Origin of the sequence: Streptomyces sp. NPDC005423, assembly GCF_040606415.1 — a bacterium.
Classification (GTDB): Bacteria; Actinomycetota; Actinomycetes; order Streptomycetales; family Streptomycetaceae; genus Streptomyces.
In genome coordinates this window covers 245,008-268,878 of sequence record NZ_JBEXET010000003.1, presented here as the reverse complement: position 1 = coordinate 268,878, position 23,871 = coordinate 245,008, and the positions used below count along the sequence as shown (strand labels likewise).

Here is a 23,871-nt window from a genome sequence, read left to right as displayed (position 1 = left end):
GGGATGTGGGGCGGCGGATACGGCGTACCGCTCATGATGCCGCCGCCGTCAGGGCGCCGAGCGGGAGTTCCAGGCGGACTTCGGTGCCCGTCGGACGGCCGCCTCGGCCGATGCGGATGCGGGCACCGACGGAGGCGGCCCGTTCCACCATGCCGACGAGGCCGAAGTGGCCCGCGCGGCGCAACTGTTCCAGGGTGGTGCCGGGCGGCAGGCCGCGCCCGTCGTCGTAGACGCTGATGCGCAGGAGGTCGCCGTGGACGCCCGCTTCGACGTCCACGCGGGTCGGGGCCGCGTGCCGGTGGGCGTTCTCCATCGCCTCCGTGGCGATGGTGAGCAGTTGGCGGGCGACGGCGAGCGGTACCGGCGGGACGTGGCGTTCGCCGGTCGGGTGGTAGTCGGCGGCCAGGCCGGTGCGGGCGCTGAAGTCGCGGGTACGGGCGGCCAGTTCGACCAGGACGTCGGTGGCCTCCTCCGGGTCGGACTCGCGGCGCAGGTCCGACAGGAGTTCCCGGGACTCGGCCGCGGCCCGGCGGGCGGAGCGGGCCACCAGTTCCGCCTGCTTCTTGACCAGGTCCGCGTCGAGCCGGTCGGCGCCCGCCGAGGAGGCGAGGCCGTCCGCGACCAGGGCCACGCCGTGCAGGGTCTTCGCCACCGAGTCGTGCATCTCCCGTGCCAGCCGGGAGCGTTCGGCGCCGACCGCCTCGGTCACGGCGAGCCGGGCCTGCACGGTGGTGAGGGCCTGGGTGGCTTCGCCGAAGCGGAGCATCAGGTTGCGGAGGGTGACCCCGACCGCGCCGCTGATGACACAGAGGCCCGGCAGCAGGGAGGCCTCCGCGACGCCCGGGTGGGCGCCGGCCGCGGCGCTCTGGGCCAGCAGCAGGATCAGCGCCTGGAGCGAGGCGAAGCAGCCCGCGCCGCGCCAGCCGTAGACGAGGCCGGCCAGGAGGGGGGTGCAGACGCTGACGTAGGCGAGGGTGCTGCTGGGGCCCGCGGAGATCAGGAGCAGGGAGGCGAAGAGGGTGTCGACGACGAGGAGGGAGGGGTGGCGCAGCAGGAGGGGGCCGAAGCGTTCCCAGTCCCGGAACAGGACGTAGGAGAGCATGAAGGTGATCACCACGGCGGCGCTGACCAGGTTTCTGGCCGGGCCCGGGTTGGAGTTGAGGAGGGCGGAGGGGGAGGCGAGGGCGATCATGGCCAGCCGGAAGCCGAAGACCTGCCGGCACATCGCCTGGAGGGCACTCACCTGGATCGGTATGGTGCGGTCGTCGGCGGGATCCGCGGTCTTGGCCGGGCCGCCGGAGGCCGACGGCCCCTGGGGGTCGCCCGGCCGGTCCGGGCCCGTCGGTGCCCATCCCGGCGGCAGCGCCGGCGTCACCGAGGTGACGGGGATGTCCGCGGCGCCCGTACGGACGTGGTCCGGCAGGACGGTTCCCACCGGCGGACCGGTGATCTCCGTCGTCTTCGGGCGCCGCCGCAGCAGCCCCTTCCGTTCGGCGGTGGTCGTCATGGTTGCGGTCCCTTGCCCTACTTGCCCGTGACCGAGCTGAAGTCCGTGCCGGACCCCAGGAGGAGGCTGGCGCCGAGCAGCAGCATCGTGGCCGGGACCATGAACGTGGTGATCATCACGGTCGCCTTGGGCACGGCACGAGCGGCCTTGCGGCGGGCGTTCTGGGCGTCGGTGCGACGCATGTCCTTGGCCAGTGACACCAGGGTGTCGACGATCGGCGCGCCCAGCTCCTCGCCCTGCTGGAGCGCGGTCACGAACATCGCCACCTGCTCGGAGTCGTTGCGGCGGCGCAGTTCGGCGAAGGCCTGGCGGCGGCTCATGCCGAGGTCCATCTGCCGCAGCGTGATGCGGAGTTCGTCCGCCCAGGGGCCCTCGTACTTCGAGGAGACGCGGTCCAGGGCCTGCCGGAAGCCGAGGCCGGCGCTGACCACGACGGCGAGGACGTCCAGGAAGTCCGGCAGGGTCCGCTCGATCACGTCCTTGCGGAGGCGGATCGCGGACCAGATGCCGACCTCCGTCCAGAAGGCACCAAAGGCGAAGAGGATCAGGGCGACGAAGTAGCTGCCCTTCATGATCATGACCAGGCCGCCGAAGCCGCCCAGGAAGCCGTAGACCGCCCGCCGGGCCGCGTACCGGTCGATGGTGAGGCCACCCGGGTTGCCCGCCAGGTCGATCTTGCGCCGGTACTTGATTACCTGTTTGGGGCCCATCAGCCGCAGGACGGTGGGCGCGTAGCGCATGCCGAGGCGGTCGACGAGGGAGTCGACCGCGCCGGTGCGGGTGGAGCCGACCTCCAGGGCGAGGGCGAGGTCGCTGGGGAGTTTCGCGTCCGCGCGGTACATGCGGACGCCGGCGAAGATCCCCCAGACGCTGAGGGCCATCACGAGAGCGAGCAGGAGTGCTGCCATGGGTGCGTAACCTCCTCGGGACCTGTCGGCCTCAGACGTCGATGCGGGAGAGCCGGCGGATCAGGATGAAGCCGACGGCGTAGAGCGAGAAGGCGATGATCACGCAGGCCTGGCCGACCGGGGAGCCCGTCATCCGGTCCAGGGCGCCGTCCTTGACGCCGTTCATCAGGAACAGCGCGCCGACGCCCATCACCGGCACGGCGTAGGAGGTCATGTTGACCTGGGACAGCTGGGTGCGGACCTCACGCCGGGTCTCCTTGCGTTCGTCCAGGGTGTCCGTGAGGTTGCGCAGCGCGCTCACCACCTGGCCGCCCGCCCGGTTGGAGAGGACCAGTGTGGTGACCAGGACCACCAGTTCACGGGAGGGGAGGCGGTCGGCCAGTTCGCCGAGTGCCTCGTCCATCGACGCCCCCACCGCCAACTGGTTGGCCACTTTACCCAGTTCCTCGCCGGCCGGTGCCTCCAGCTCCTCCGCCGCCATGCCGATCGCGGTGCGCAGGGCCAGGCCGGCGTGGGTGGCGTTGGCCAGGATGCGGGCCAGTTCGGGGAGTTGGTTGATGAACCTCTCGATGCGCTTCTGGCGCTGCCAGTTGAGGAACTGGACCGCCACCCCGATACCGAGCAGTCCGGCGATGGGGCCGAAGAAGGGGGCCAGGGACGCCTGGCCGATCAGCCACAGGGCCGCCACGGTGGCCAGCATGTAGGCGAAGAACTCGCCCGGGGTCATGTCCAAGCCGGTGGCGGCCAGGCGCAGTTCGAGCTTCTTGCCCAGTTTCGTGCGGCGCAGCCGGCGGTCCAGGCCGCGGAACCGGCGCTGTCGGCCGATCCGGATGTTGCCGGTCGAGGAGAGCCGGTCCACCAGCGCCGCGCGCTGCGCCTTGCCCATGGCGTAGGCGTGCAGTCCGGCGACGGCCAGGACGCAGGTGAGCAGGGTGACGCCGGTGGTGAGCGTGGCGAGGGACTGAAGATCCATGGACGGTCCTACCTGGCTTCTCGGACGGCCAGTTGGTCCGCGCTCTGCGCGACGCCGAAGGCCTGGGGTATGGGCTGGCTCGCCATGTAGAGCCGGTCGGCGGTGCGGCGAGAGAGCGGGAAGTACTCGAAGGCGCCGTAGACACGGCCGTCGGCGGCCATCGGCTGGGCGTTGAAGCGGGCCACGGTCGCCAGCCGGTAGGGCTCGCTGCCGTGGCTGTCGAGGAGGGCCACCTCGGTGATGCGGCGGACCCCGTCGGCGAAGCGGGTGAGCTGGATGATGACGTCGACGGCGCTGTTGATCTGGTCGTGCAGCGCCTCGAAGGGCACACCGGCCTCTGACATCGATGCCAGTGTCTTCAGCCGCATCAGCGCGTCCTCGGCGCTGTTGGCGTGGACGGTGGCGAGGGAGCCGTCGTGGCCGGTCGACATCGCCTGGAGCATGTCGAGGGACTCCCCGCCGCGGACCTCGCCGACGACGATGCGGTCGGGGCGCATCCGCAGGGAGTTGCGCACCAGGTCGCGGATGGTGACCCGGCCCTGGCCCTCCACGTTGGGCGGCCGGGCCTCCAGCCGGATCACGTGGGACTGCTGGAGCTGGAGTTCGGCGGAGTCCTCGATGGTGATGATGCGTTCCGTCTGGGGGATGAGCCCGGAGAGCGCGTTCAGGAGCGTGGTCTTCCCGGTGCCGGTCGCGCCCGAGACGATGATGTTGAACTTCGCCTGCACCAGCCCGGCGAGGAGGTACAGCATGTGCTCGTCGAGGGAGCCGAAGCCGATCATCTCGCGGAGGGTGAAGGAGCGCGGGAAGCGGCGGATGGTGAGGACGGCGCCGGTCAGCGAGAGCGGGGGGATGATCACGTTGACGCGCTCGCCGGAGGGGAGGCGGGCGTCGACCATCGGATTGGACTCGTCCACCCGGCGGTTGACCGTCGAGACGATCCGCTCGATGGTCTGCATCAGCTGGTCGTGGGAGGGGAAGCGGAGCGGCAACTGCTCGACCCGGCCGCCGCGTTCGACGAAGATCGCGTCGGGTCCGTTGACCATGATCTCGGTGATCGACGCGTCTTCGAGCAGCGGTTCCAGGATGCCGAGACCGAGCGCCTCGTCGACCACCCGGCGGATCAGCTGCGAGCGCTCGACCGTCGAGAGGACCGGGCCCTCGCGGCTGATGATGTGGCCGAGCACCCGCTCAAGACGGGCCCTGCGCTCGGCGGCGGCCAGCGCGCTCATCTCCGCGAGGTCGATCTCCTCCAGGAGCTTGGCCCGGTAGGAGGCGACCAGGTGGCCGTCCTCGCCCCGGTTGCCGTTCTCCTCGGGGGAGTTGATGCGTGCCCGCAGACTCATGGGTCCGTGCTCCTCGCTCCTCGTTCAGTGGTCGAGCGGCATGGTGGCCGTCTTGTGGACGTTTCTACCGCCCCAGCCGGGGAGGACGGAGGGGATGTGGACGGTGGCGGTGACCGTGACGGTGTCGGCGCCGCGCGCCTGGACACAGGTGGTGCTGCGGGCGAGCCGGCTGCTCACGGCGGCCCGGCAGGCCTGCTGGGCGCTGTGCCCGAGCGAGGCGCTGCGCGCCCCGGCGCGGGCCGCCGTACCGGCCTGCTGTGCCACGTAGGCGATCACTCCGAGCTGTACGGCCGCCAGCGCCACGAGCAGCAGGATCGGGATGAACCCGATGTACTCGATGGCGACTTGGCCCCGGTCCCGCCCGGCGCGCGGCCCGCCGCCCCTCCCGCGGTACGCCATCTCAGTTCGTCGCCTCCTCTACGGCGCCGGCGTGGCCGTGGATGCCGGGGACGTGGAAGCCGATCGAACCGGGGAAGAGCACGGGGACGTTGAGGTACACGTCGGCCGTGACGAAGCCGTTGCTCGTCCAGCAGCTCACCTGGGCACCGCTCCTCCACGCGGCCGACAGCTTGTCCAGACCGGCCTGCCGGCAGGCGGCGTCCCGCGCGCCGCCCCGTACGGCCGCCGTCGCCGCGCGCACCGCCTCGTCCGCGGCGTTGCCCGCCAGCGTATAGGTGTAACCCACCAGCACGATCTGCCACATCAGTACGAGGGTCAGGATGATCAGCGGGGTCATCCCGAGCAACTCGATGGTCACCTGGCCCCGGTCCCGCTCCCGCGCCCGGTCCCGCCCGCGCGCTTTCACCCGTCCGTCCATCCCCTCACTCCTTCCGGCGCCGGAAGGAGACCGAGCCCCGGTCGCCGCCACGTGCGCGGCCACCCCGCTGAGGGGTCTCCTGGGCCCGGACCAGACCCAGTTCGCCGGCCAGGCTCCACAACGCCTGCTTCACCACACTCTTGTTGTCCAGTTCGTGGATGCGCCCGGCGTCCACCACGCTCTGAAGTTCCTTGAAGTGGGCGGGGATCGCGGTGGCCGCCACCGCCGTGCCGGTGATCTTCTGGATCAGCGGGGGCTGGATCTCCGTAGCGCGGGTGTGCCGGTTGACGACGATCGTCGTCTCCTCGGCCTTGCGGATCTGGAGGCGGTCCCACATGCGGACGGTGCGTTTGGCCGCGCGTACGGCGACCACGTCCGGGGTGGTGAGGAGCAGCGCGGTGTCCGCCATCTCGACGGCCGCCGCGCCGGCGCCGCTCATCTGGGCCCCGCAGTCGACGACGACGACCTCGTAGCGGGAGCGCAGGGCGCTGATGATCTGGCGGGCCGACCGGTCGCTGACCTCCTCGCCGCGTTCGCCCTCGCCGGGGGCGAGCAGCAGGGCGACGCCGGTGTCGTGGCGGAAGACGGCGTCGGCCAGGACGCGCGGCGAGATGTCGGTGATGGCGGCGAGGTCGACCACCGAGCGGCGGAACTGCACGTCCAGGTAGGAGGCGATGTCGCCGGTCTGGAGGTCCATGTCGACCAGGACGGTGGGGCGGCCGGACGCCTGGGCGGCGAGGGCGAGCTGGATCGCGGTGAGGGTGGCGCCGGTGCCGCCCTTGGCGCCGCTGACCGTGACGACGGTGCCGCCGACGCCGGTGAACACGTCGCCGCCGTGGCCGAGATGGCGCCGTACGCCGACCGACCACTGGGCCACGGCCTGGACGCGGCTGGCGAGTTCCTCGTAGCTGAGGGGCATGGCGACCAGGCCACGGGCGCCGGAGTCGACGGCGGCCTGGAAGAGGCCGGGGCTGACGTCGGTGGTGACGAGGATGACGCCCACCGCCGGGAAGCGCAGCGCCACTTCGCGGATCAGTTCGAGCGCGGGGACCGGACCGATCCGCTCATGCACCACCACGACCTCGGGCAGCTCGTCGACGGACTCCGCGGCCAGGCGCGCGAGGGTGTCGATGAGCTGGGTCGAGTCGGCCACCGGGGTCACCGGGTCGGCGTCCGGGAGCTGGCTGAGCCGCGTCATGATGGCGCGGATGGCGTCCGCGTCGCCGACCGCGGGGAGGATCCTCGTGGGCATGCGGGTCCCTCACTTGTCGTTCGCGAGTTCGTACGTCCGGTCCTTGTCGGGCACGGTCGTGGCGCTGCCGGGTGCCACCAGCGCGAGCCTGACCCGCTGGGCGAAGGACTCGGCGTACGTGATCCGTTGAGCGTCGAGGGTGGACAGGGCGAAGGTGATCGGGACGGCGTCGGTGGGCTGCTGGGTGGTCTTGTCGCTGCTGCTCGGGTCCAGTGCGGTGATTTTACCGACGTCGATGACCTGGGCGTTCGTCACGATGATCTTGGATTCGGACGGGTCCCCCTGGCGCGCGCCGGTGAAGGTGGCGTAGACGTTGACCGTGGCGCCCGCGGTGATCTTGCCGGCCACGCCGGTCGCCGCGTCGATCATGATGGCGACCTCCTGCTGCCCGGGCTTCAGGGCCGGCTGGTCGACGATCATGTCCGTCTGGAGGAGGGACCCCTGGCGCAGGGTATTCACCGCGATCTTGCCCTCGATCTGCCGCAGGTCGGTCACGGCGTTGCCCGACAGCCACCGCTTGGGCATCTTGATCTTCTCGAACTGGCCCGCGGTGAGCGGCGTGTAGGGCGCCACGTCACTCTTGATCTGGTAGGCGGTGACCTCGGGGCCGACCTTGGACTTCACGTCACTGATGACGGAGAGGACGCCGACGAAGGCGCCGAGGGCGCAGACGACCGACAGGAGCAGGAGTATCACGCCGCGGCGCTGACGGGAGTTCATGAACCGTACAACCTCATTGGGGATATCGGTCGATCGGGCGGGATCGGTACGAGCGGTGCGCTGACGGGTGGTTCGGGGTGTTCGGGTGGTGCGTCCCGTGGTGCCGGACTCACCTCGCCTGTATCTGGTTCTCGTGGACGGGTGCGGTGGCGGAGCAGAAGACGCAGCGATCACCGATGACGTCGATGCCGCACCAGTGGCAGACGGACTGCCGGACCGAGGTGACCAGTTGGTAGAGGACCGACAGGTCGGGCAGGAAGGTGCAGAACTCGACCAGTCTGCCCGTCCCCCACCAACTCGCGGACTCGGCGGGCAGGGTGGCCTCGCGCAGCCCCAGCACGTTCCACGCCGGGGCGAGGGCGGTGCCGATCCACTCGGACTGGAGCTGGCCCTTGGCGACCAGCATCCAGGTGCCGAACTCCGGTCCGTTCAGCGTCGCGTCGGGTCCGATCCGGACGAGTTGCGGCTCGGGGTGGGCTAGGACGGCGAACTGGGTCCCTGGGACCCAGGACTTGGCATGGGCCCTGAGACCCACCGGGACCCGGTCCAGCTTGGTGACGGAGCCGAGCAGCGCGCCCGCGTGGATGTAGTGGGTGAGCAGCCGGCCCGCCGAGGCGAGCACCCCGGGGGTGAGGTCGCAGGAGGCCAGCTGCCTCAACTGACGGGCGAGTACGGCCAGTCCGAGCGGGGGCAGATCGGGCTGGAACAGGGCGATCCGGTCACTCTCCAGGATGGACCGCACGGTGTGCAGCCGTCGCCGCACCCCTTCGGAGACCGCCTGCGAGGAGACGACGATGAGATGTCCGTGCTGGTCGAGCAGGGCCTGGACCTCCGACAGCACCTCGTCGAGGGGCCGCCGGTCCAGTTCGGCCAGGACGACGGCGGGCAGGGTCCGGTCGTCCTGCGCCGGCAGCGCCATGTCAGCACTGGTCACGGCAATGGCAGTTGGCACGCGTAGCTCCCGATTCACCGCCAGTGGGCCCACCGGTTCTGCTCCGGTGCGCCGGATCGACTTCACTGCGTGACTTCCTCCGCACTGTATCCACGCCTCTGTGGCCGGAGAACAGCGTTTCTGTAGCTGTGCGGCAACGGCCACCGCACAACACCCGCCAAACCGGGGCAGGTCGAGCGCCCGGTCCAGGTTGGGTCCGGGTTTGGGTCCGCAGGCCCACGCCGCCCGGGGGTGCCCGAACCTACGTTTACGGCACAGCCAGTCGCTGTGATCCACACGGCAAGAAAGGGCCAGCGAAATGAACAGCACCCAGAAGAAGATCCAGACGCTGACCGGCGCCCAGTTCTCGGGCACACCCCAGTCGAGGATGCGCACGTACGTCCCCTACAACTGCTGCGTGAACTGATCACCTCCCACACAACTCCTCCCGTACGACACCTTGTTCCACACGATCACCTCCGTCACACAGGACGGCCGCGGACGCCGGGCCGCACGGCCGTTCAATTCTCCCTGGCACTGGACAAGTTGGTCTGGACCTCTTGACAAGAGAATTGGTCTGGACCAACTTGTAGATGCAGCGGTGGCCACCGTCCCCAACTCCTCCCCTCTCCCCCACCGGAGGCATCAGTGGACCGCCTACCAGGATCTCCCGGCAGAAGACGCGTCTGGGCCACCACCGCCCTCGCCGCCCTCGCCCTCTCCCTCGCGGGCACCGGCCAGGCGTCGGCCGCCGACGTCAACAACGCCAGGAACGCCGGTTTCGAATCGGGTCTGAGCGGCTGGACCTGTACGGCCGGCAGCGGAACGACCGTCTCCTCCCCGGTGCACGGCGGCTCGGCCGCGCTCAAGGGGACACCGGCCGGGCAGGACAACGCCCAGTGCACGCAGTCGGTCGCGGTCAAGCCCAACTCGACGTACACGCTGAGTGCCTGGGTGCAGGGCGGCTACTCCTACCTCGGTGTGACCGGCACCGGCACGACCGACGTGTCGACCTGGACGCCGGACACCAGCGCCTGGAAGCAGCTGTCGACGTCGTTCACGACGGGCGGTTCGACCACCTCGGTCACGGTGTACACGCACGGCTGGTACGGCCAGGCGCCCTACTACGCCGACGACCTCTCCGTGTACGGCCCGGACGGCGGCGGCGGGGGCGACCCGGCCCCGACGGTCCCGGCGGCGCCGACGGGCCTCACGGTGGCCTCCGCGACCTCCTCCTCGATCTCCCTGTCCTGGGGCACGGTCTCCGGCGCGACGGGCTACAACGTCTACCGCAGCGGTACGAAGGTGACCGCGGTGACCGGCACCTCGGCGACCGTGACCGGCCTCTCGGCCTCGACGGCGTACTCGTTCCAGGTCACGGCGGCCAACTCGGCGGGTGAGTCGGCGAAGTCGGCGGCGGTGACCGGCACGACGGCCGCCACCGGCGGCGGGGGCGGTACGGGTCTGCCCAAGCACGCGGTGACGGGTTACTGGCAGAACTTCGACAACGGCGCCACGGTGCAGAAGCTGTCGGCCGTCTCCTCGCAGTACGACATCATCGCGGTGGCCTTCGCGGACGCCTCGACGACCCCGGGCGCGGTGACCTTCAGCCTGGACTCCGCGGGCCTCGGCGGTTACACCGTCGACCAGTTCAAGGCCGACATCAAGGCCAAGCAGGCGGCCGGCAAGAAGGTCGTCATCTCCATCGGCGGCCAGAACGGCACGGTGTCGATCAGCGACTCCACGTCGGCGGCGAACTTCGCCAACTCCGTCTACTCCCTGATGCAGACGTATGGATTCGACGGCGTCGACATCGACCTGGAGAACGGCCTCAACGCGACGTACATGACCCAGGCCCTGCGCTCGCTGTCGGCCAAGGCGGGCTCCTCCCTGATCCTGACGATGGCCCCCCAGACGATCGACATGCAGTCGACGTCCAACAGCTACTTCCAGACGGCCCTGAACGTGAAGGACATCCTCACGGTCGTCAACATGCAGTACTACAACAGCGGTTCGATGCTGGGCTGCGACGGCAAGGTCTACAGCCAGGGCTCGGTGGACTTCCTGACGGCGCTCGCCTGCATCCAGCTCCAGGGCGGGCTCGCCCCGTCCCAGGTAGGCCTCGGCCTCCCCGCCTCCACCCGCGCGGCGGGCAGCGGCTACGTCTCCCCGGCCGTGGTGGACAACGCCCTCGACTGTCTTGCCAAGGGCACCGGTTGCGGCACCTTCAAGCCGTCGAAGACCTACCCCGACCTGCGCGGGGCGATGACCTGGTCGACCAACTGGGACGCCACCGCGGGCAGTTCGTGGTCGAACACGGTGGGAGCGCACGTCCACGCGCTCCCGTAGCGTCCAAGCACCCGCCACGCCCCTCAGGTCCCCGGACCCGCCGTGCCGCCCGGCCCCTCACACAGGGCCGGGCGGCACGGCGGTCTCAACCGGGGCCCCGCTACGGCTTCTTAGGCGCGCCGGCCGACTTTCCGTCGGCGGGCTCGACGGGTTCGGCGGGCGCCTCGGCCGAGGCGTCGGTCGCGTCGGCGTCGCCCGTGTCGTCGGCGTCAGCGGCAGCCGTGCCGTCCGTGTCCTCGGTGCCTTCGGTGCCTTCGGCGTCAGCGGCCTCGTCGGCACCGTCGTCGAAGAAGGCGTCGAGTACCGCGTCCAGTTCGGTCTCCCACTCGGCGAAGCGGCTTCTGGCGGCCGCCTCGATCTCGATGGGGTACCAACGGCGGTCCGGGGTGTGCACCGTGATCGTGAACCGCTTGCCGAAGCGCGGGGTCTCGGTCTCGATCGCGCCGATCTCGTCCCAGCGGAACTCGCACTGCTGGTCGTCGAGGCGCAGGCGTACGCCACTGTGGTCGGCGACGATCTCCGCGCGGCGGTCGGACGCCTCGAAGACCGGGCCCTCGGGGGCGACTTCCTCGGGAGTCCCCTCCTCGGCGTCCTCGGGGGCCTCCGCGTCCTCGGGGGCCTCGGGGGCCCCGGCGTCCGGCGCCGGCGGCTCGGTCGTGTTCTCGGGCTCCTCCGCCTGGGCCTGCGCGGCCTCCGGCTCCGTGTCCCGCTGTCCGCCGGACACGGGCGGGGTGAGCCCGGGGATGAAAGCCGGGTCGAACCCGGCGCCCTCCAGGGGCTGGCTGCTCGAACCTATGCGCTGCTCCACAGCGGGCAGTATGGTCGACGATCCTGTGCCGGGCACAGCCAGCCCCAACTTCGTTATCAGACGACTACACGAAGAGGCTCAGCACCGCCGCCACCGCGAACCCGGCGACCGACAGCACCGACTCCAGCACGGTCCACGTCCTCAGCGTGTCCCGTTCGCTGATCCCGAAGTACTTCGCCACCATCCAGAAACCGCCGTCGTTGACGTGCGAGGCGAAGATGGAGCCCGCCGAGATGGCCATGATGACCAGCGCGACGAAGGCCTGCGAGTGGTCGCCCTCGGCCAGCAGCGGGGCCACGATGCCCGCCGTCGTCACGATCGCGACGGTCGCCGAACCCTGCGCGACCCGCAGCACCAGCGAGATCAGGTACGACAGGACGAGCACCGGCAGACCCACGTCGTGGAAGGTGTCCGAGAGGGCCTGCGCGACCCCGCTCGCTTTCAGCACGGCGCCGAAGATCCCGCCCGCGCCGACCACCAGCAGGATGTTGCCGACCGGCTTGAGGGACGAAGTCGACACCGCCTCAAGGGACTTGCGCGACCAGCCGCGGCGCAGGCCCAGCAGGTAGTAGGCGAGGAGCAGGGCGATCGTCAGGGCCACGAAGGGGCTGCCGAAGAACTCCAGGACCGAGCGGAGCGTGGAGGGGTCCAACGCGATCGAGGAGAAGGTGGCCGCCAGGATCAGCGCCAGCGGCGTACCGATGATCGCGAGGACCGTGCCGAGCGGGACGGGCGTCTCCTGCGGCTCGACGCCGGCCGCCCGCTGCTCGTCGAGCACCGCTTGCCGGGCCTCCTGAGCCGCCTCCACCATGTCCTGCGGTACGGCGACGAAGATGCGCTTGCCGATCCAGGCCGCGTAGGCCCACGCGGCCAGCACCGCCGGGAGACCGCAGACGACGCCCATCAGGATGACCCAGCCGAGCTGGACGTGGAGCAGGCCGGCCGCCGCGACGGGACCGGGGTGCGGCGGCAGGAACGCGTGCGTCATCGACAGGCCCGCGAGCAGCGGCAGGCAGTAGAGCAGGATGGACTTGCCGCCGCGCTTGGCGGCCGCGTAGACGAGCGGTGCCAGGACGAAGATGCCGACGTCGAAGAAGACCGGGATGCCGAAGATCAGGCCGGTCAGGCCCATGGCGAGGGGTGCCCGTCTCTCGCCGAACAGCCCGAGCAGCCGGGACGCCAACACCTCGGCGCCGCCGCTCACTTCGAGGATCGCACCGAGCATCGTGCCCAGGCCGATGATGATCGCGACATGGCCGAGGATGCCGCCCATGCCGGACTCGATGGTCGAGACGGCGTCGGAGCGCTGGACCGTGCCGAAGAGTTCGGTGACCGACAGACCGGCGAGCAGGCCGACGGTTATGGAGACGGCGAGGAGCGCCACGAAGGGCTGCAACCGGGCCTTGATGATCAGGAAGAGGAGCAGGGCGATACCGAGGGCGGCGACGGTGAGCAGTCCCGTCGTGCCGCCGACGAGGAGGAGCAGGCCTCCGGTGTGGGGTGGGGCGGCGGGTGCGGTGGCGGCGAGCGGTAGGTAGGACAAGGGGGGTCCTCTGGTGGGTGGGAGCATCGGGCTTTCGGGCAGGGGGTATCGCGGCGCGGCGTCCGCCGCGTGCGGGGCGCCGTGCCGTGACGAACGCGGCATACGGTGTGCGGGAGTTGGGGCCCGGGGAGGGCCGGCGGGGCGGTCGGGGGCGGTCAGCCCAGGACGGCCAGCGCGTCGATCTCGACGAGGAGCCCGGCGGGCAGGCCGACGTAGACCGTCGTACGGGCGGCCGGCGCCTCGGTGAGGTGCTGCTCGAAGTACTCGTTGTAGATCGTGTTCAGCTCGGCGAAGTGGTCGGTGTCCGTCAGGTAGACGCGGATCATCACCACGTCGTCCCAGGAGGCCCCGCCCTCCTCCAGGATCGCCCGGACGTTGGCGAGGGTCTGGAGGGTCTGCTCGCGCAGGCCGGGCCCGGCGGGCGTGGGCGGCCTGCCCTCCTCGGCGGGGAGGAAGCCGACCTGCCCGGCCACCTGGAGGATGTTCCCCTTCCGCACCCCGTGCGAGAACCGGGCGGGCGGCGCGGTGTGGGTCTTCGGGGTGAGCGCGGTCTTCTCGGTCATGCCGGGTCCTTTGCTGGTGCGGGGGTGCGGCCGGAGTACTCGCCGCTGATGGCGTCCGCCGTGCGGCGCACCAGCGGAAGCAGGGTGAGGAGTTCGTCGGCGGTGACGACGACGTTGGGCGCGGAGACCGACATCGCGGCGACCACGCGTCCGTCGGCGCCCCGGATCGGCGCGGCGACGCAGTTGATGGACTCCTCGTGGCCGCCGAGGTCGGTGGCCCAGCCCTGCTCGCGCACCTTCTCCAACTCCCGCAGGAAAGCTGCGGCGTTGGGGGTGGAGCGGGAGGTGTAGAGGGGGTAGTCGAGCTTCTCGGCGAGGGCGCGGCGCTCGGGTTCGGGGAGGTCGGCGAGGAGGAGTTTGGCGACGGCGGCGACGGTGATGGCCACCGGTTTGCCGATCCGCGAGTACATGCGGACGGGGTAGCGGCTCTCCACCTTATCGATGTAGAGGACCTCGTTCTCCTCGTGGACGGCGAGGTGGACGGTGTGGCCGCACCGCTCGTTGAGCCGGGCGAGGTGGGGGTGGGCGATCTCGCGGATGTCGAGGTTCTCCATCGCCTCCTGGGCGAGCGCGATCAGCCGCGCGCCGAGGCGGTAGCGCTGGTCGGACTGGCGGTAGACCAGCCCGTGTTCGTGGAGGGTGCGCAGCAGCCGCAGCGCGGTGGACTTGTGCACGTCGAGCCGGCCGGCGACCTGGCCGAGGTCGGCGGGGCCCTCGGCGAGCAGCGGCAGGATGCTGAGCGCGCGGTCGACGGTCTGGCTCATGGTGTGTGTACCTCCTCGTCGGCCCGCGAGGCGTCGGTCCAGCCGGGGCCGAGTCGCAGTCTCTCCCACGCCGGGTCGTCGAGGGCGGCCAGCCGGTCGGCGTGGCCGCGGGCGGGCGGGGCGGCGAGGTCGCCGTGGACGGTGAGGGCGGCGGCGGCCGTCAGATGCCCGTGCCGCAGCCGGTCGCGGACGGGCAGTCCGCGCAGGGTCGCGGAGAGGAACCCGGCGGCGAAGGCGTCCCCGGCGCCGACGGCGGCGACGACGTCCACGCGCGGTGCGGGCACGAAGGTGACCGTCGGCCCGCCGTCCCCGGCGCCGCGCGCGAACACGGTCGCGCCGCGCCCGCCCTGCTTGACGACGACCGTCCTGGGGCCGGGCAGCGCGGCCCGTACGGCGTGCGCGCCGCGCAGCCCCCACACCTCCTGCGCCTCGTCCTCCCCGACGAAGACGGCGTCGGCGCCGCGCGCCAGTTCCAGCAGCGGCCCGGGCCCGTCGGTCCCGCGCCACAGTCCGGGCCGGTGGTTGACGTCGAAGGAGACGAGGGGGCGGCCGGGCCGGGGCGCGGTCAGCGCGCGCACCAGGGCGAGGCACTCCGCGGAGAGCGCGGGGGTGATCCCCGAGAGGTGGAGCACGCGGGCGGCGCGTACGGCGGCCAGGTCCACGTTCTCCACACTCATCGCGGAGGCGGCGGACCCGGCCCGGTAGTACGCCACCTCGTGGGCGTCGGTGGCCCGGTCGCCGGCGGTGCGGAAGTAGACGCCGGTCGGGCGGGCGGGGTCGCGTCGTACGGACGAGACGTCCACGCCGTAGCCGCCGATCGTCTCGACGAGGTGGTCGCCGAAGCCGTCGGCGCCGACCCGGCTGACCCAGCGCGCGGAGTGCCCGGCCGCGGCGAGCACGCAGGCGACGTTGGACTCGGCGCCGCCGATGGCCCGGTCGAAGGACGGTACGTCGGCGAGGCGGCCGGGGCGGGTGGGCAGGAAGGTGACCATGGACTCGCCGAGCGCGACGACGTCCACGACATCGGGGGCGGCACGGACAGGTCCTTCGGCGGTCACGATGGCGGGGCTCCTCGTCGGTGCACCGGGGGCGGCGGCTCCGTTGACCCGGTGTTGGGCGAGATGTTAGACAGCAGTAAGCGGCATACGCAATGAGCGTTGCAGAGAACACAACACACCAGTTCAGGGAGGCTCCATGGTCCGCGACACGGGTACCGAAGCGCTCGCCCGGCTCGCCGGGGAACGCGTCGACCACCGCTTCAAGGGCCTCCCCCCGGACGCGTACGGCCTGACCGTCGGCGAACTGGCCGCCCAGCGCCGCAACCTCTTCACCGGCGGCTTCACCACCCCGGTCCTCGCGCTGTCCGCCGAGCGCCTGGAGCACAACCTGACGCTCATGGAGGGCTACGCGACCCGGCACGGCCTCGCCTTCGCCCCGCACGGCAAGACGTCCATGGCCCCGCAGCTCTTCCACCGGCAACTCGCGCACGGCGCCTGGGGCATCACCCTCGCCGTACCCCACCAGGTGCGCGTGGCACGGGAGTTCGGCATCGACCGGATCTTCCTCGCCAACGAGCTGGTCGATCCGGCCGCCCTGAAGTGGATCTCCGCCGAACTCGACTCCGACCCGTCCTTCCACTTCGTCTGCTACGTCGACTCCGTGCGCGGGGCCGAACTGATGGACGCGGCCCTGCGCGGCGCCGCCCGCCCGCTCGACGTGGTGGTCGAACTCGGCGCCGGCGCGGGCGCCCGCACCGGCGTCCGTACGGAGGCGGAGTGCGCGGCGGTGGCGGACGCGGTGGCCGCGGCGCCGGCCCTGCGGCTGGTCGGTGTCGCCGGCTACGAGGGCGAGGTGCCGGAGGCCGATCCGGAGCGGGTGCACGCGTGGCTGCGCCGGCTGACCGCGCTCGCCGTGGACTTCGACCGGGCCGGCCGGTTCGCCGGGACGGACACGATCGTGGTCAGCGCCGGCGGCAGCGCCTGGTTCGACGCGGTGGCCGACGTCTTCGCCGAGCTGCCCGAACTCTCCTTGCCCGTGCTGAAGTTGCTGCGCTCGGGCGCCTACGTCTCGCACGACGACGGCCACTACCGCAGGCTGACCCCCTTCGCCCGGGTCCCGGAGGAGGGCGCCCTGCACCCGGCGTTCCGGCTCTGGGCGCAGCTCGTCTCCCGGCCCACGCCCGGCCAGGCGTTCGCCAACGCGGGCAAGCGGGACGCGGCCTACGACCTCGACCTGCCCGTGGCCCAGGCGGTCCGCCGGGACGGCACCGAACGCCCGGCCACCGGCGTCGAGATCACCGGCCTCTCCGACCAGCACGCCTGGCTGCGCACCTCCCCGGAGGCGGACGTGCAGGTCGGCGACTGGCTCGCGATGGGCCTGTCCCACCCCTGCACCTCCTTCGACAAGTGGCAGCTGATCCCGGTGGCGCGGGCGGACGGCACGGTCGTCGACTACCTCCGTACGTTCTTCTAGAAGACCCCGCACGCACACGGCAGGAGGCCGGCATGGAAGAGCTCGTCATCCGGGACGCCGACGTCGTGGACGGCTCCGGCGCCCCCTCCTACCGCGCCGACGTGGTCGTCGACCGCGGCAGGATCGTCTCGATCGTCCAGGAGGCAGCGGCGGCCGGCTGCCAACGCCCCAAGGCGCGGAGGGAGTTGGACGCGGAGGGGCTGGTCCTCTCCCCCGGCTTCATCGACATGCACGCGCACAGCGACCTCGCCCTGCTGCGCGACCCGGACCACAGCGCCAAGGCCGCGCAGGGGGTGACGCTCGAAGTCCTGGGCCAGGACGGGCTGTCGTACGCGCCGGTCGACGACCGTACGCTCGCCGGGGTGCGGTCGGCGATCACCGGCTGGAACGGGTCCGGCGACGACATCGACTTCGACTGGCGTTCGGTGGGCGGCTATCTGGACCGGCTGGACCGCGGGATCGCGGTCAACGCGGCCTACCTGGTGCCGCAGGGTACGGTCCGCGCGCTCGTCGTCGGCTGGGAGGACCGGGAGGCGACGCCCCAAGAGGTGGACCGGATGCGGCAGTTGGTCGCCGAGGGCCTGGAGCAGGGCGCGGTGGGCCTCTCCTCCGGCCTCACCTACACCCCCGGCATGTACGCCCGGAACGCCGAACTCACCGCACTGTGCCGGGTGGTGGCGTCCTACGGCGGCTACTACTGCCCCCACCACCGCTCCTACGGCGCGGGCGCCCTGGAGGCGTACGCGGAGATGGTGGAGCTGACCCGGGAGGCGGGCTGCGCGCTCCACCTCGCGCACGCCACCATGAACTTCGGCGTGAACGAGGGCCGCGCCCCCGAGCTGCTGGCGCTGCTGGACGAGGCGCTGGCGGCCGGCTCGGACATCAGCCTCGACACCTACCCCTACACCCCCGGCTGCACCACCCTCGCGGCCGTGCTGCCGGGCTGGGCGAGCGCGGGCGGCCCGGAGGCGGTGCTGGAACGGCTGGCGGACGACTCCACGGCCGAGCGCATCCGCCACCACCTGGAGGTGACCGGCTCCGACGGCTGTCACGGCGTACCGATCGACTGGGACACGATCGAGATCTCGGGCGTGAACGACCCGGCCCTGGCCGCGATGGTGGGCCGCACGGTCCAGCGGTCGGCGGACCTGAACGGCGAGACCCCCTGGACGACGGCCCGGCGGCTGCTGGTCGAGGACCGGCTCGGCCCAACGATCCTCCAGCACGTGGGCCACGAGGGGAACGTCCGGACGATCATGCGCCACCGCGTCCACACCGGCGGCTCGGACGGCCTGCTGCGGGGCAGCAAGCCGCATCCGCGCGCCTACGGCACGTTCCCGCGCTATCTCGGCCACTACGTAAGGGAGTTGGGGCTACTGTCGCTGGAGGAGTGCGTCGCCCACCTCACCTCGCGGCCGGCCGCCCGGCTGCGGCTGCCGGACCGGGGCCTGGTGCGCGAGGGGTACCGCGCCGACCTGGTCCTGTTCGACCCGGCGACGGTAGCGGCCGGCGCCACCTTCGCCGCACCGCGCACACCGCCGACGGGCATTCCGTACGTCCTGGTCGACGGCCGGTTCGTGATCGAGGACGGCCGGCGCACGGACGTCCTGGCGGGGCGGTCGGTCCGTCGCAGTCCCGTGCGACGGAACGGTCCCGCGTGACCCGGGCCCTACGGCTTGGGCAGCGTGCAGCCGCTCGCGCTGAGGCTGAGCACGTTGGCCGAGGTGAAGCAGGCCGGGATGGTGTAGGTCTCCTCGGCGTAGTTGATGCCCTCGCGGACCGTCACGTTGCCGTTCGCGTCGACCTCGCACGGGTTGTCGACGGTGCAGGTCTCACCGTCCTCGTTGCCCGTGTTGTTGACGGCGACGACCTGGCCGGTACTGGTGTCGATCACCGGGGAGCCGGAGGTGCCGCCGATGGTGTTGCAGGCGGAGGTGTAGCGGACCGAGTCCTTCCAGGTCCAGTCGCCCTCCTTGAGCCGGTACACGAACCCGTCGATGGCGCAGCTGTAGATCGTCTTCCAGTACCCGGAGACGACCTTGATCGCGGTGCCGGCGGTCGGGTGCGTGGCGCTCACGGTGAGCGGGCTGATGCCGTACGCGCTCTTGATCGCCGCGTACGTCGTGGTGGTGCGGTAGATCGTCACGTCCGTGTCGGTCATCGTGGAGTAGACGACCTGGTTGGCGCGGAGCGTGGCGACCTTGCTGCCGGCCGAGTTCAGCAGCCCGAAGGTACGGCTGGAGGACTGGCCGGTGATGACCTCGCCCGGGTCCGGGAAGCCGGTCTCCAGGCAGTGGCCGTTGGTCAGCACCAGCGCGGGGGCGGTGTCGGCCGAGCCCGGGAAGCGGATGACCGACCCGGAACAGTTGCTGAGGGAGACGGTGCCGGCGAAGTCGACGGTCACCGCCGCGGTCCGCTGCGCGGCGACCGCGGGCGCCACGCCGGTCCCGGCCAGGGCCAGGACGGAGAGCGCGGCAAGGAGAGGTTTGTTCATGTGGGGGTTCCCCTCTACTGACACGGGCTGCCGGAGATCTTCCGGCCCACCCGGAGTTGTCATGCGCATTGTTAGCGGAGGGGTGCGCGAGGGCAAGGATCCGTTTCCGGCCGCGAGCGACGCGTCCACGTGGCGGAAAACACGAGCCTCGGCGCGTTACCGGGCCGTAAGCTCCCAGACATGCAGGTGATCCAGTCGACCAAGCTCGCCAACGTCTGTTACGAGATCCGGGGACCGGTCCTTGAGGAGGCGATGCGGCTGGAGGCGGCAGGCCACCGCATCCTCAAGCTGAACACCGGCAACCCGGCCGCGTTCGGCTTCGAGTGCCCGCCCGAGATCCTGGAGGACATCCTCCGCAACGTGTCGTCCGCCCACGGCTACGGCGACGCGAAGGGGCTGCTGGCCGCCCGCCGCGCGGTGGTCATGCACAACCAGACCCTCGGCATCGAGACCGACGTCGAGAACGTCTTCATCGGCAACGGCGTCTCCGAACTGATCGTCATGGCGATGCAGGGCCTGCTCGACGACGGCGACGAGGTCCTGGTACCCGCCCCCGACTACCCCCTGTGGACCGCCGCCGTCTCCCTCTCCGGCGGCACCGCCGTGCACTACCGCTGCGACGAGCAGTCCGACTGGATGCCCGACCTCGCCGACGTCGAGCGCAAGGTCACCGACCGCACCAAGGCGCTCGTCATCATCAACCCCAACAACCCGACGGGGGCCGTGTACGACGAGGCGATGCTCAGGGGCCTGACCGACATCGCCCGCCGGCACAACCTGCTGGTCTGCTCCGACGAGATCTACGACAAGATCCTCTACGACGACGCCGTCCACACCCCGACCGCCAAGATCGCCCCCGACCTGCTCACCCTCACCTTCAACGGCATGTCGAAGGCGTACCGGGTGGCCGGCTACCGGGTCGGCTGGGTCGCGATCTCCGGCCCCCGCGCCCACGCCGAGTCCTACATCGAGGGCCTGACGATCCTGGCCAACATGCGGCTCTGCGCCAACATGCCCGGCCAGCACGGAGTCGTCGCCGCGCTCAGCGGCCGGCAGACCATCGGCGACCTGGTGCTGCCCGGTGGCCGGCTGAAGGAGCAGCGGGACGTCGCCCACGAACTGCTGACCCAGATCCCCGGCGTGACCTGCGTGAAGCCGCGCGGCGCGCTCTATCTCTTCCCGCGGCTCGACCCCAAGGTCTTCAAGATCAAGGACGACCGGCGGATGGTCCTCGACCTGCTCCGCCGGGAGAAGATCATGGTGGTCCAGGGCACCGGCTTCAACTGGCCCGAACCCGACCACTTCCGGGTCGTGACCCTGCCGACGGTCGGTGATCTGCGGGACGCGGTGACCCGGATCGGCAACTTCCTCGACGGGTACGGCCAGCCCTGACGGTGACCGGACGTAGCCGGTCCGGCCGGGTTTGTGAGCAGCTCAACTTTAGACGACATCTAAGCTAGGATGGTTTCCTGTCAGAGCACAGGAGGCCATCCCCATGTACGAACCGATCCGCACCAAGTCGGTGCACAGCACGATGGCCGGCGTCCCCTCCGACTTCCCCCATCGGTCACGCGAGGAGGAGCTGGACATCCAGCTCGCGAGTCATCTCGCCGCACTGCTCACGGTCACCGACGAACTGCGCGCCCTGGAGCCGTCCGCCGACCTGGACGCGGCGGCCGAGCGGCTCGCCGCCGAGGTGGCCCGGCTGCGCGGCGGAGCGGGACCGCTCCGCGCCACCGTGACCGTCTCACCGTCACCCCTCGCGGCCCTGCACCGGCGCGCACACGCCCTCGCCAACCGCGCCCTGGTCGTCGCCGCCTCCCGCGCCGACACGGCCGCCGCGATCCTGGCCGCCGAGCGCATGGACGCCCACGCCGACGCGCCGGAGCCCCGGGCCCTCGCGTCCCACTGAGCCCGTCCCGCCGAGCCCGTGCCGCGGCGCTCGTCGCGCGCCGAGCCCGCCCCCCCGAGCTCTTGCCCCGGAGCTCGCGCCGGTCAGCCCGTCCTGTCGAACCGCTCCACCGAACTCAGCGCGCCGCATGCGTAGCGCTGAGCCCCTCGTCCTCGCCCCGTCCGGCCGTCCGTGCCGGGCGGGTCCCGAGCCCCCCGGCTCCCCAGAACGGCCCCGGTCCGCGCGCACCCGCAGCGACGTGCGGACCGGGTGCCACGACCCCCTGCGGGCGCGTCGAGCGCACGCGGCGAGCAGACGAGAAGGGCCCCGCACGACGTCGGTCGTCGTACGGGGCCCTCACTCGTCTGCTGTCTCCGCGGCCGGCCGTGACGACGCTGGTCAGGGCAGACGGGACCGGCCGCGGAGGTCGAGGGGTGCTCAGCCCAGGCGCTCGACGAGCGCGTGGTACTCGTCCCACAGCTCCTTGGGCGTGTGATCGCCGAAGGTGTTGAGGTGGTCGGGGACCAGCGCCGCCTCCTCGCGCCACACGTCCTTGTCGACGGTGAGCAGGAAGTCGAGGTCGGCGTCGGACAGGTCGAGGCCCCGGGTGTCGAGGGCGCCCTTGGCCGGCAGCACGCCGATCGGGGTCTCGACACCCTCGGCGCGGCCGTCGAGGCGGTCCACGATCCACTTCAGGACGCGGCTGTTCTCGCCGAAGCCGGGCCACACGAACTTGCCCGCGTCGTTCTTGCGGAACCAGTTCACGTAGTAGATCTTCGGGAGCTTCGACTGGTCCCGGTCCTTGGCGACATCGACCCAATGGCCCATGTAGTCACCCATGTTGTAGCCGCAGAACGGCAGCATGGCGAACGGGTCGCGGCGCAGTTCACCAACCTTGCCCTCGGCGGCGGCGGTCTTCTCGGAGGCCACGTTGGCGCCGAGGAAGACGCCGTGGTTCCAGTCGAAGGACTCCGTCACCAGCGGAACGGCGGACGCGCGCCGGCCGCCGAAGAGGATCGCCGAGATCGGCACGCCCTTGGGGTCCTCCCACTCGGGCGCGATGATCGGGCACTGCGAAGCCGGCACGGTGAAGCGGGCGTTGGGGTGCGCGGCGGGTGAACCGGACTCCGGCGTCCAGGAGTTGCCCTTCCAGTCCGTCAGATGGGCCGGAGTCTCCTCCGTCATCCCCTCCCACCACACGTCGTTGTCGTCGGTGAGCGCCACGTTGGTGAAGACGGAGTTGCCCCACAGGGTCTTCATCGCGTTGGCGTTGGTGTGCTCGCCGGTGCCGGGCGCGACGCCGAAGAAACCGGCCTCGGGGTTGATCGCGTAGAGCCGGCCGTCCGCGCCGAACCGCATCCAGGCGATGTCGTCACCGATCGTCTCGACCGTCCAGCCGGAGACCGTGGGCTCCAGCATGGCGAGGTTGGTCTTGCCGCAGGCGCTCGGGAAGGCGGCGGCCACGTACTTCGACTCGCCCTGCGGGGGCGTGAGTTTGAGGATCAGCATGTGCTCGGCGAGCCAGCCCTCGTCGCGCGCCATGACGGAGGCGATGCGCAGGGCGTAGCACTTCTTGCCGAGCAGCGCGTTGCCGCCGTAGCCGGAGCCGTAGGACCAGATCTCGCGGGTCTCCGGGAAGTGGGAGATGTACTTGGTGGAGTTGCACGGCCACGGCACGTCCGCCTCGCCCTCGGCGAGCGGCGCTCCGAGCGTGTGCACAGCACGCACGAAGAAGCCGTCGGTGCCGAGTTCGTCCAGGACGGGCTGCCCCATGCGGGTCATGGTGCGCATGGAGACGGCGACGTAGGCGGAGTCGGTGAGTTCGACGCCGATCGCGGAGAGGTCCGAGCCGAGGGGCCCCATGCAGAACGGGACGACGTACATCGTCCGGCCCTTCATGGAGCCGCGGAAGATGCCCTGTTCTCCCGCGGAACCCTCCCGCGCGCCCTCGCCGGTGAAGAGGGCCCGCATCTCGGCGGGCGCCTTCCAGTTGTTGGTCGGGCCGGCGTCCGCTTCCCTCTCGGAGCAGATGAACGTCCGGTCCTCGACCCGCGCGACATCGGTCGGGTCGGAGGCTGCGTAGTAGGAGTGGGGGCGCTTGACCGGGTCGAGCTTCTTGAAGGTGCCCTTCTCGACGAGCTCCTCGCTCAGCCGGTCGTACTCCGCCTGGGATCCGTCACACCAGACCACGCTGTCCGGCTGGGTCAGTTCGGCGATCTCGTTCACCCACGAGATCAGTTCCTTGTGCTCGGTGGGAATGACGGGGGGAGCCGCGATGTCGCGCGCCACGATTGCTCCTATGGTGAGGGGTTTCGTCCTTGTTGCCCCTTGGGGGCCGCGACCCGGATGCTTCACGGTGGGGGGTCCCTGGCGCTCATCCGGTGCCGACCGCACTCATTTGATCATCCGACGCATCCGCCCATCTGTCCAGAGGGCCTCACACCTGAGCGGCGTGACCATCGCCACGTACCGAGATGTTTTCCGTCCGTCACCACGGCTTCACTTCGGGTACCCAGCGGCCCGGTACGCATGA

The 23,871-nt window shown here is 71.1% G+C and carries 21 protein-coding genes; 5 read left to right on the top strand and 16 right to left on the bottom strand.

The features are described from left to right. Positions 1-31 precede the first annotated feature (31 nt). From ABZT12_RS07510 to ABZT12_RS07470, 9 genes are all read right to left on the bottom strand, one after another. The gene (locus ABZT12_RS07510; RefSeq protein ID WP_356378803.1) at positions 32-1,507 is read right to left on the bottom strand and encodes a histidine kinase; all 1,476 of its coding nucleotides are present in this window, start codon (positions 1,505-1,507) and stop codon (positions 32-34) included. A gap of 17 nt (positions 1,508-1,524) precedes the next feature. Beyond that, positions 1,525-2,415: a DUF5936 domain-containing protein gene (locus ABZT12_RS07505; protein WP_356378800.1), complete on the bottom strand. Its 891-nt coding sequence runs from the start codon at positions 2,413-2,415 to the stop codon at positions 1,525-1,527. A gap of 31 nt (positions 2,416-2,446) precedes the next feature. Continuing rightward, a complete protein-coding gene (locus ABZT12_RS07500; RefSeq protein WP_356378797.1) occupies positions 2,447-3,388 on the bottom strand; it encodes a type II secretion system F family protein in 942 nt (313 codons plus the stop codon). 8 nt (positions 3,389-3,396) lie between these two features. Continuing rightward, positions 3,397-4,734: a CpaF family protein gene (locus tag ABZT12_RS07495; protein ID WP_356378794.1), complete on the bottom strand. Its 1,338-nt coding sequence runs from the start codon at positions 4,732-4,734 to the stop codon at positions 3,397-3,399. A gap of 24 nt (positions 4,735-4,758) precedes the next feature. Then, positions 4,759-5,133 (bottom strand): TadE/TadG family type IV pilus assembly protein, encoded by a 375-nt coding sequence (locus ABZT12_RS07490; protein ID WP_356378792.1) that lies wholly within the window; start codon positions 5,131-5,133, stop codon positions 4,759-4,761. A gap of 1 nt (position 5,134) precedes the next feature. Next, positions 5,135-5,551 carry a TadE/TadG family type IV pilus assembly protein gene (locus tag ABZT12_RS07485; RefSeq protein WP_356378789.1) on the bottom strand — a complete coding sequence of 139 codons (417 nt, stop codon included), beginning with the start codon at positions 5,549-5,551 and terminating at the stop codon, positions 5,135-5,137. Between the two features lie 4 nt (positions 5,552-5,555). Continuing rightward, positions 5,556-6,803: an AAA family ATPase gene (locus ABZT12_RS07480; protein WP_356378786.1), complete on the bottom strand. Its 1,248-nt coding sequence runs from the start codon at positions 6,801-6,803 to the stop codon at positions 5,556-5,558. Between the two features lie 9 nt (positions 6,804-6,812). Continuing rightward, on the bottom strand, positions 6,813-7,523 hold the full coding sequence (cpaB, locus tag ABZT12_RS07475; protein ID WP_356378783.1) for a Flp pilus assembly protein CpaB: 711 nt from the start codon (positions 7,521-7,523) through the stop codon (positions 6,813-6,815). Between the two features lie 109 nt (positions 7,524-7,632). Continuing rightward, on the bottom strand, positions 7,633-8,442 hold the full coding sequence (locus ABZT12_RS07470; protein WP_356379051.1) for a hypothetical protein: 810 nt from the start codon (positions 8,440-8,442) through the stop codon (positions 7,633-7,635). A 660-nt stretch (positions 8,443-9,102) separates the two neighbouring features. Between ABZT12_RS07470 and ABZT12_RS07465 the strand changes: the two genes are divergently transcribed. Next, the gene (locus tag ABZT12_RS07465; RefSeq protein WP_356378780.1) at positions 9,103-10,803 is read left to right on the top strand and encodes a glycosyl hydrolase family 18 protein; all 1,701 of its coding nucleotides are present in this window, start codon (positions 9,103-9,105) and stop codon (positions 10,801-10,803) included. A gap of 100 nt (positions 10,804-10,903) precedes the next feature. Here ABZT12_RS07465 and ABZT12_RS07460 read toward each other — a convergent pair whose 3' ends face one another. From ABZT12_RS07460 to ABZT12_RS07440, 5 genes are all read right to left on the bottom strand, one after another. Next, complete coding sequence (locus tag ABZT12_RS07460; RefSeq protein WP_356378777.1) at positions 10,904-11,611, bottom strand: hypothetical protein; 708 nt, start codon at positions 11,609-11,611, stop codon at positions 10,904-10,906. A gap of 64 nt (positions 11,612-11,675) precedes the next feature. Beyond that, positions 11,676-13,181 (bottom strand): gluconate:H+ symporter, encoded by a 1,506-nt coding sequence (locus ABZT12_RS07455; RefSeq protein ID WP_356378774.1) that lies wholly within the window; start codon positions 13,179-13,181, stop codon positions 11,676-11,678. 128 nt (positions 13,182-13,309) lie between these two features. Then, a complete protein-coding gene (locus ABZT12_RS07450) occupies positions 13,310-13,717 on the bottom strand; it encodes a RidA family protein (RefSeq protein WP_356378771.1) in 408 nt (135 codons plus the stop codon). Continuing rightward, positions 13,714-14,481 carry an IclR family transcriptional regulator gene (locus ABZT12_RS07445; RefSeq protein ID WP_356378767.1) on the bottom strand — a complete coding sequence of 256 codons (768 nt, stop codon included), beginning with the start codon at positions 14,479-14,481 and terminating at the stop codon, positions 13,714-13,716. The genes ABZT12_RS07450 and ABZT12_RS07445 overlap by 4 nt, the downstream gene beginning before the upstream one ends. Beyond that, the gene (locus ABZT12_RS07440; protein ID WP_356378764.1) at positions 14,478-15,539 is read right to left on the bottom strand and encodes a sugar kinase; all 1,062 of its coding nucleotides are present in this window, start codon (positions 15,537-15,539) and stop codon (positions 14,478-14,480) included. Before ABZT12_RS07440 ends, ABZT12_RS07445 begins: the two co-directional genes overlap by 4 nt. A gap of 136 nt (positions 15,540-15,675) precedes the next feature. Between ABZT12_RS07440 and ABZT12_RS07435 the strand changes: the two genes are divergently transcribed. Further along, positions 15,676-16,953, top strand: coding sequence for an amino acid deaminase (locus tag ABZT12_RS07435; protein ID WP_356378761.1), 1,278 nt, complete (start codon positions 15,676-15,678; stop codon positions 16,951-16,953). A 32-nt stretch (positions 16,954-16,985) separates the two neighbouring features. After that, positions 16,986-18,614, top strand: coding sequence for a D-aminoacylase (locus tag ABZT12_RS07430; RefSeq protein WP_356378758.1), 1,629 nt, complete (start codon positions 16,986-16,988; stop codon positions 18,612-18,614). An 8-nt stretch (positions 18,615-18,622) separates the two neighbouring features. Here the strand turns inward: ABZT12_RS07430 and ABZT12_RS07425 are convergent, their stop codons facing one another. Further along, a complete protein-coding gene (locus ABZT12_RS07425) occupies positions 18,623-19,447 on the bottom strand; it encodes a serine protease (RefSeq protein WP_356378755.1) in 825 nt (274 codons plus the stop codon). 180 nt (positions 19,448-19,627) lie between these two features. Here ABZT12_RS07425 and ABZT12_RS07420 point away from each other — a divergent pair, with 180 nt between their 5' ends. Continuing rightward, positions 19,628-20,839, top strand: a complete 1,212-nt coding sequence (locus tag ABZT12_RS07420; RefSeq protein ID WP_356378752.1) for a pyridoxal phosphate-dependent aminotransferase — start codon at positions 19,628-19,630, stop codon at positions 20,837-20,839. A 103-nt stretch (positions 20,840-20,942) separates the two neighbouring features. Beyond that, complete coding sequence (locus ABZT12_RS07415; protein WP_356378749.1) at positions 20,943-21,359, top strand: hypothetical protein; 417 nt, start codon at positions 20,943-20,945, stop codon at positions 21,357-21,359. A gap of 417 nt (positions 21,360-21,776) precedes the next feature. On the opposite strand, the gene ABZT12_RS07410 is transcribed toward ABZT12_RS07415, so the two are convergent. Further along, complete coding sequence (locus tag ABZT12_RS07410; RefSeq protein ID WP_356378746.1) at positions 21,777-23,627, bottom strand: phosphoenolpyruvate carboxykinase (GTP); 1,851 nt, start codon at positions 23,625-23,627, stop codon at positions 21,777-21,779. Positions 23,628-23,871 lie beyond the last annotated feature (244 nt).

Bases quoted from the DNA above. Each gene is read 5' to 3' on its own strand.
- ABZT12_RS07510 (WP_356378803.1), bottom strand. From the start codon at position 1,507: ATGACGACCACCGCCGAACGGAAGGGGCTGCTGCGGCGGCGCCCGAAG.
- ABZT12_RS07505 (WP_356378800.1), bottom strand. From the start codon at position 2,415: ATGGCAGCACTCCTGCTCGCTCTCGTGATGGCCCTCAGCGTCTGGGGG.
- ABZT12_RS07500 (WP_356378797.1), bottom strand. From the start codon at position 3,388: ATGGATCTTCAGTCCCTCGCCACGCTCACCACCGGCGTCACCCTGCTC.
- ABZT12_RS07495 (WP_356378794.1), bottom strand. From the start codon at position 4,734: ATGAGTCTGCGGGCACGCATCAACTCCCCCGAGGAGAACGGCAACCGG.
- ABZT12_RS07490 (WP_356378792.1), bottom strand. From the start codon at position 5,133: ATGGCGTACCGCGGGAGGGGCGGCGGGCCGCGCGCCGGGCGGGACCGG.
- ABZT12_RS07485 (WP_356378789.1), bottom strand. From the start codon at position 5,551: ATGGACGGACGGGTGAAAGCGCGCGGGCGGGACCGGGCGCGGGAGCGG.
- ABZT12_RS07480 (WP_356378786.1), bottom strand. From the start codon at position 6,803: ATGCCCACGAGGATCCTCCCCGCGGTCGGCGACGCGGACGCCATCCGC.
- cpaB (WP_356378783.1), bottom strand. From the start codon at position 7,523: ATGAACTCCCGTCAGCGCCGCGGCGTGATACTCCTGCTCCTGTCGGTC.
- ABZT12_RS07470 (WP_356379051.1), bottom strand. From the start codon at position 8,442: ATGGCGCTGCCGGCGCAGGACGACCGGACCCTGCCCGCCGTCGTCCTG.
- ABZT12_RS07455 (WP_356378774.1), bottom strand. From the start codon at position 13,181: ATGCTCCCACCCACCAGAGGACCCCCCTTGTCCTACCTACCGCTCGCC.
- ABZT12_RS07450 (WP_356378771.1), bottom strand. From the start codon at position 13,717: ATGACCGAGAAGACCGCGCTCACCCCGAAGACCCACACCGCGCCGCCC.
- ABZT12_RS07445 (WP_356378767.1), bottom strand. From the start codon at position 14,481: ATGAGCCAGACCGTCGACCGCGCGCTCAGCATCCTGCCGCTGCTCGCC.
- ABZT12_RS07435 (WP_356378761.1), top strand. From the start codon at position 15,676: ATGGTCCGCGACACGGGTACCGAAGCGCTCGCCCGGCTCGCCGGGGAA.
- ABZT12_RS07430 (WP_356378758.1), top strand. From the start codon at position 16,986: ATGGAAGAGCTCGTCATCCGGGACGCCGACGTCGTGGACGGCTCCGGC.
- ABZT12_RS07425 (WP_356378755.1), bottom strand. From the start codon at position 19,447: ATGAACAAACCTCTCCTTGCCGCGCTCTCCGTCCTGGCCCTGGCCGGG.
- ABZT12_RS07420 (WP_356378752.1), top strand. From the start codon at position 19,628: ATGCAGGTGATCCAGTCGACCAAGCTCGCCAACGTCTGTTACGAGATC.
- ABZT12_RS07415 (WP_356378749.1), top strand. From the start codon at position 20,943: ATGTACGAACCGATCCGCACCAAGTCGGTGCACAGCACGATGGCCGGC.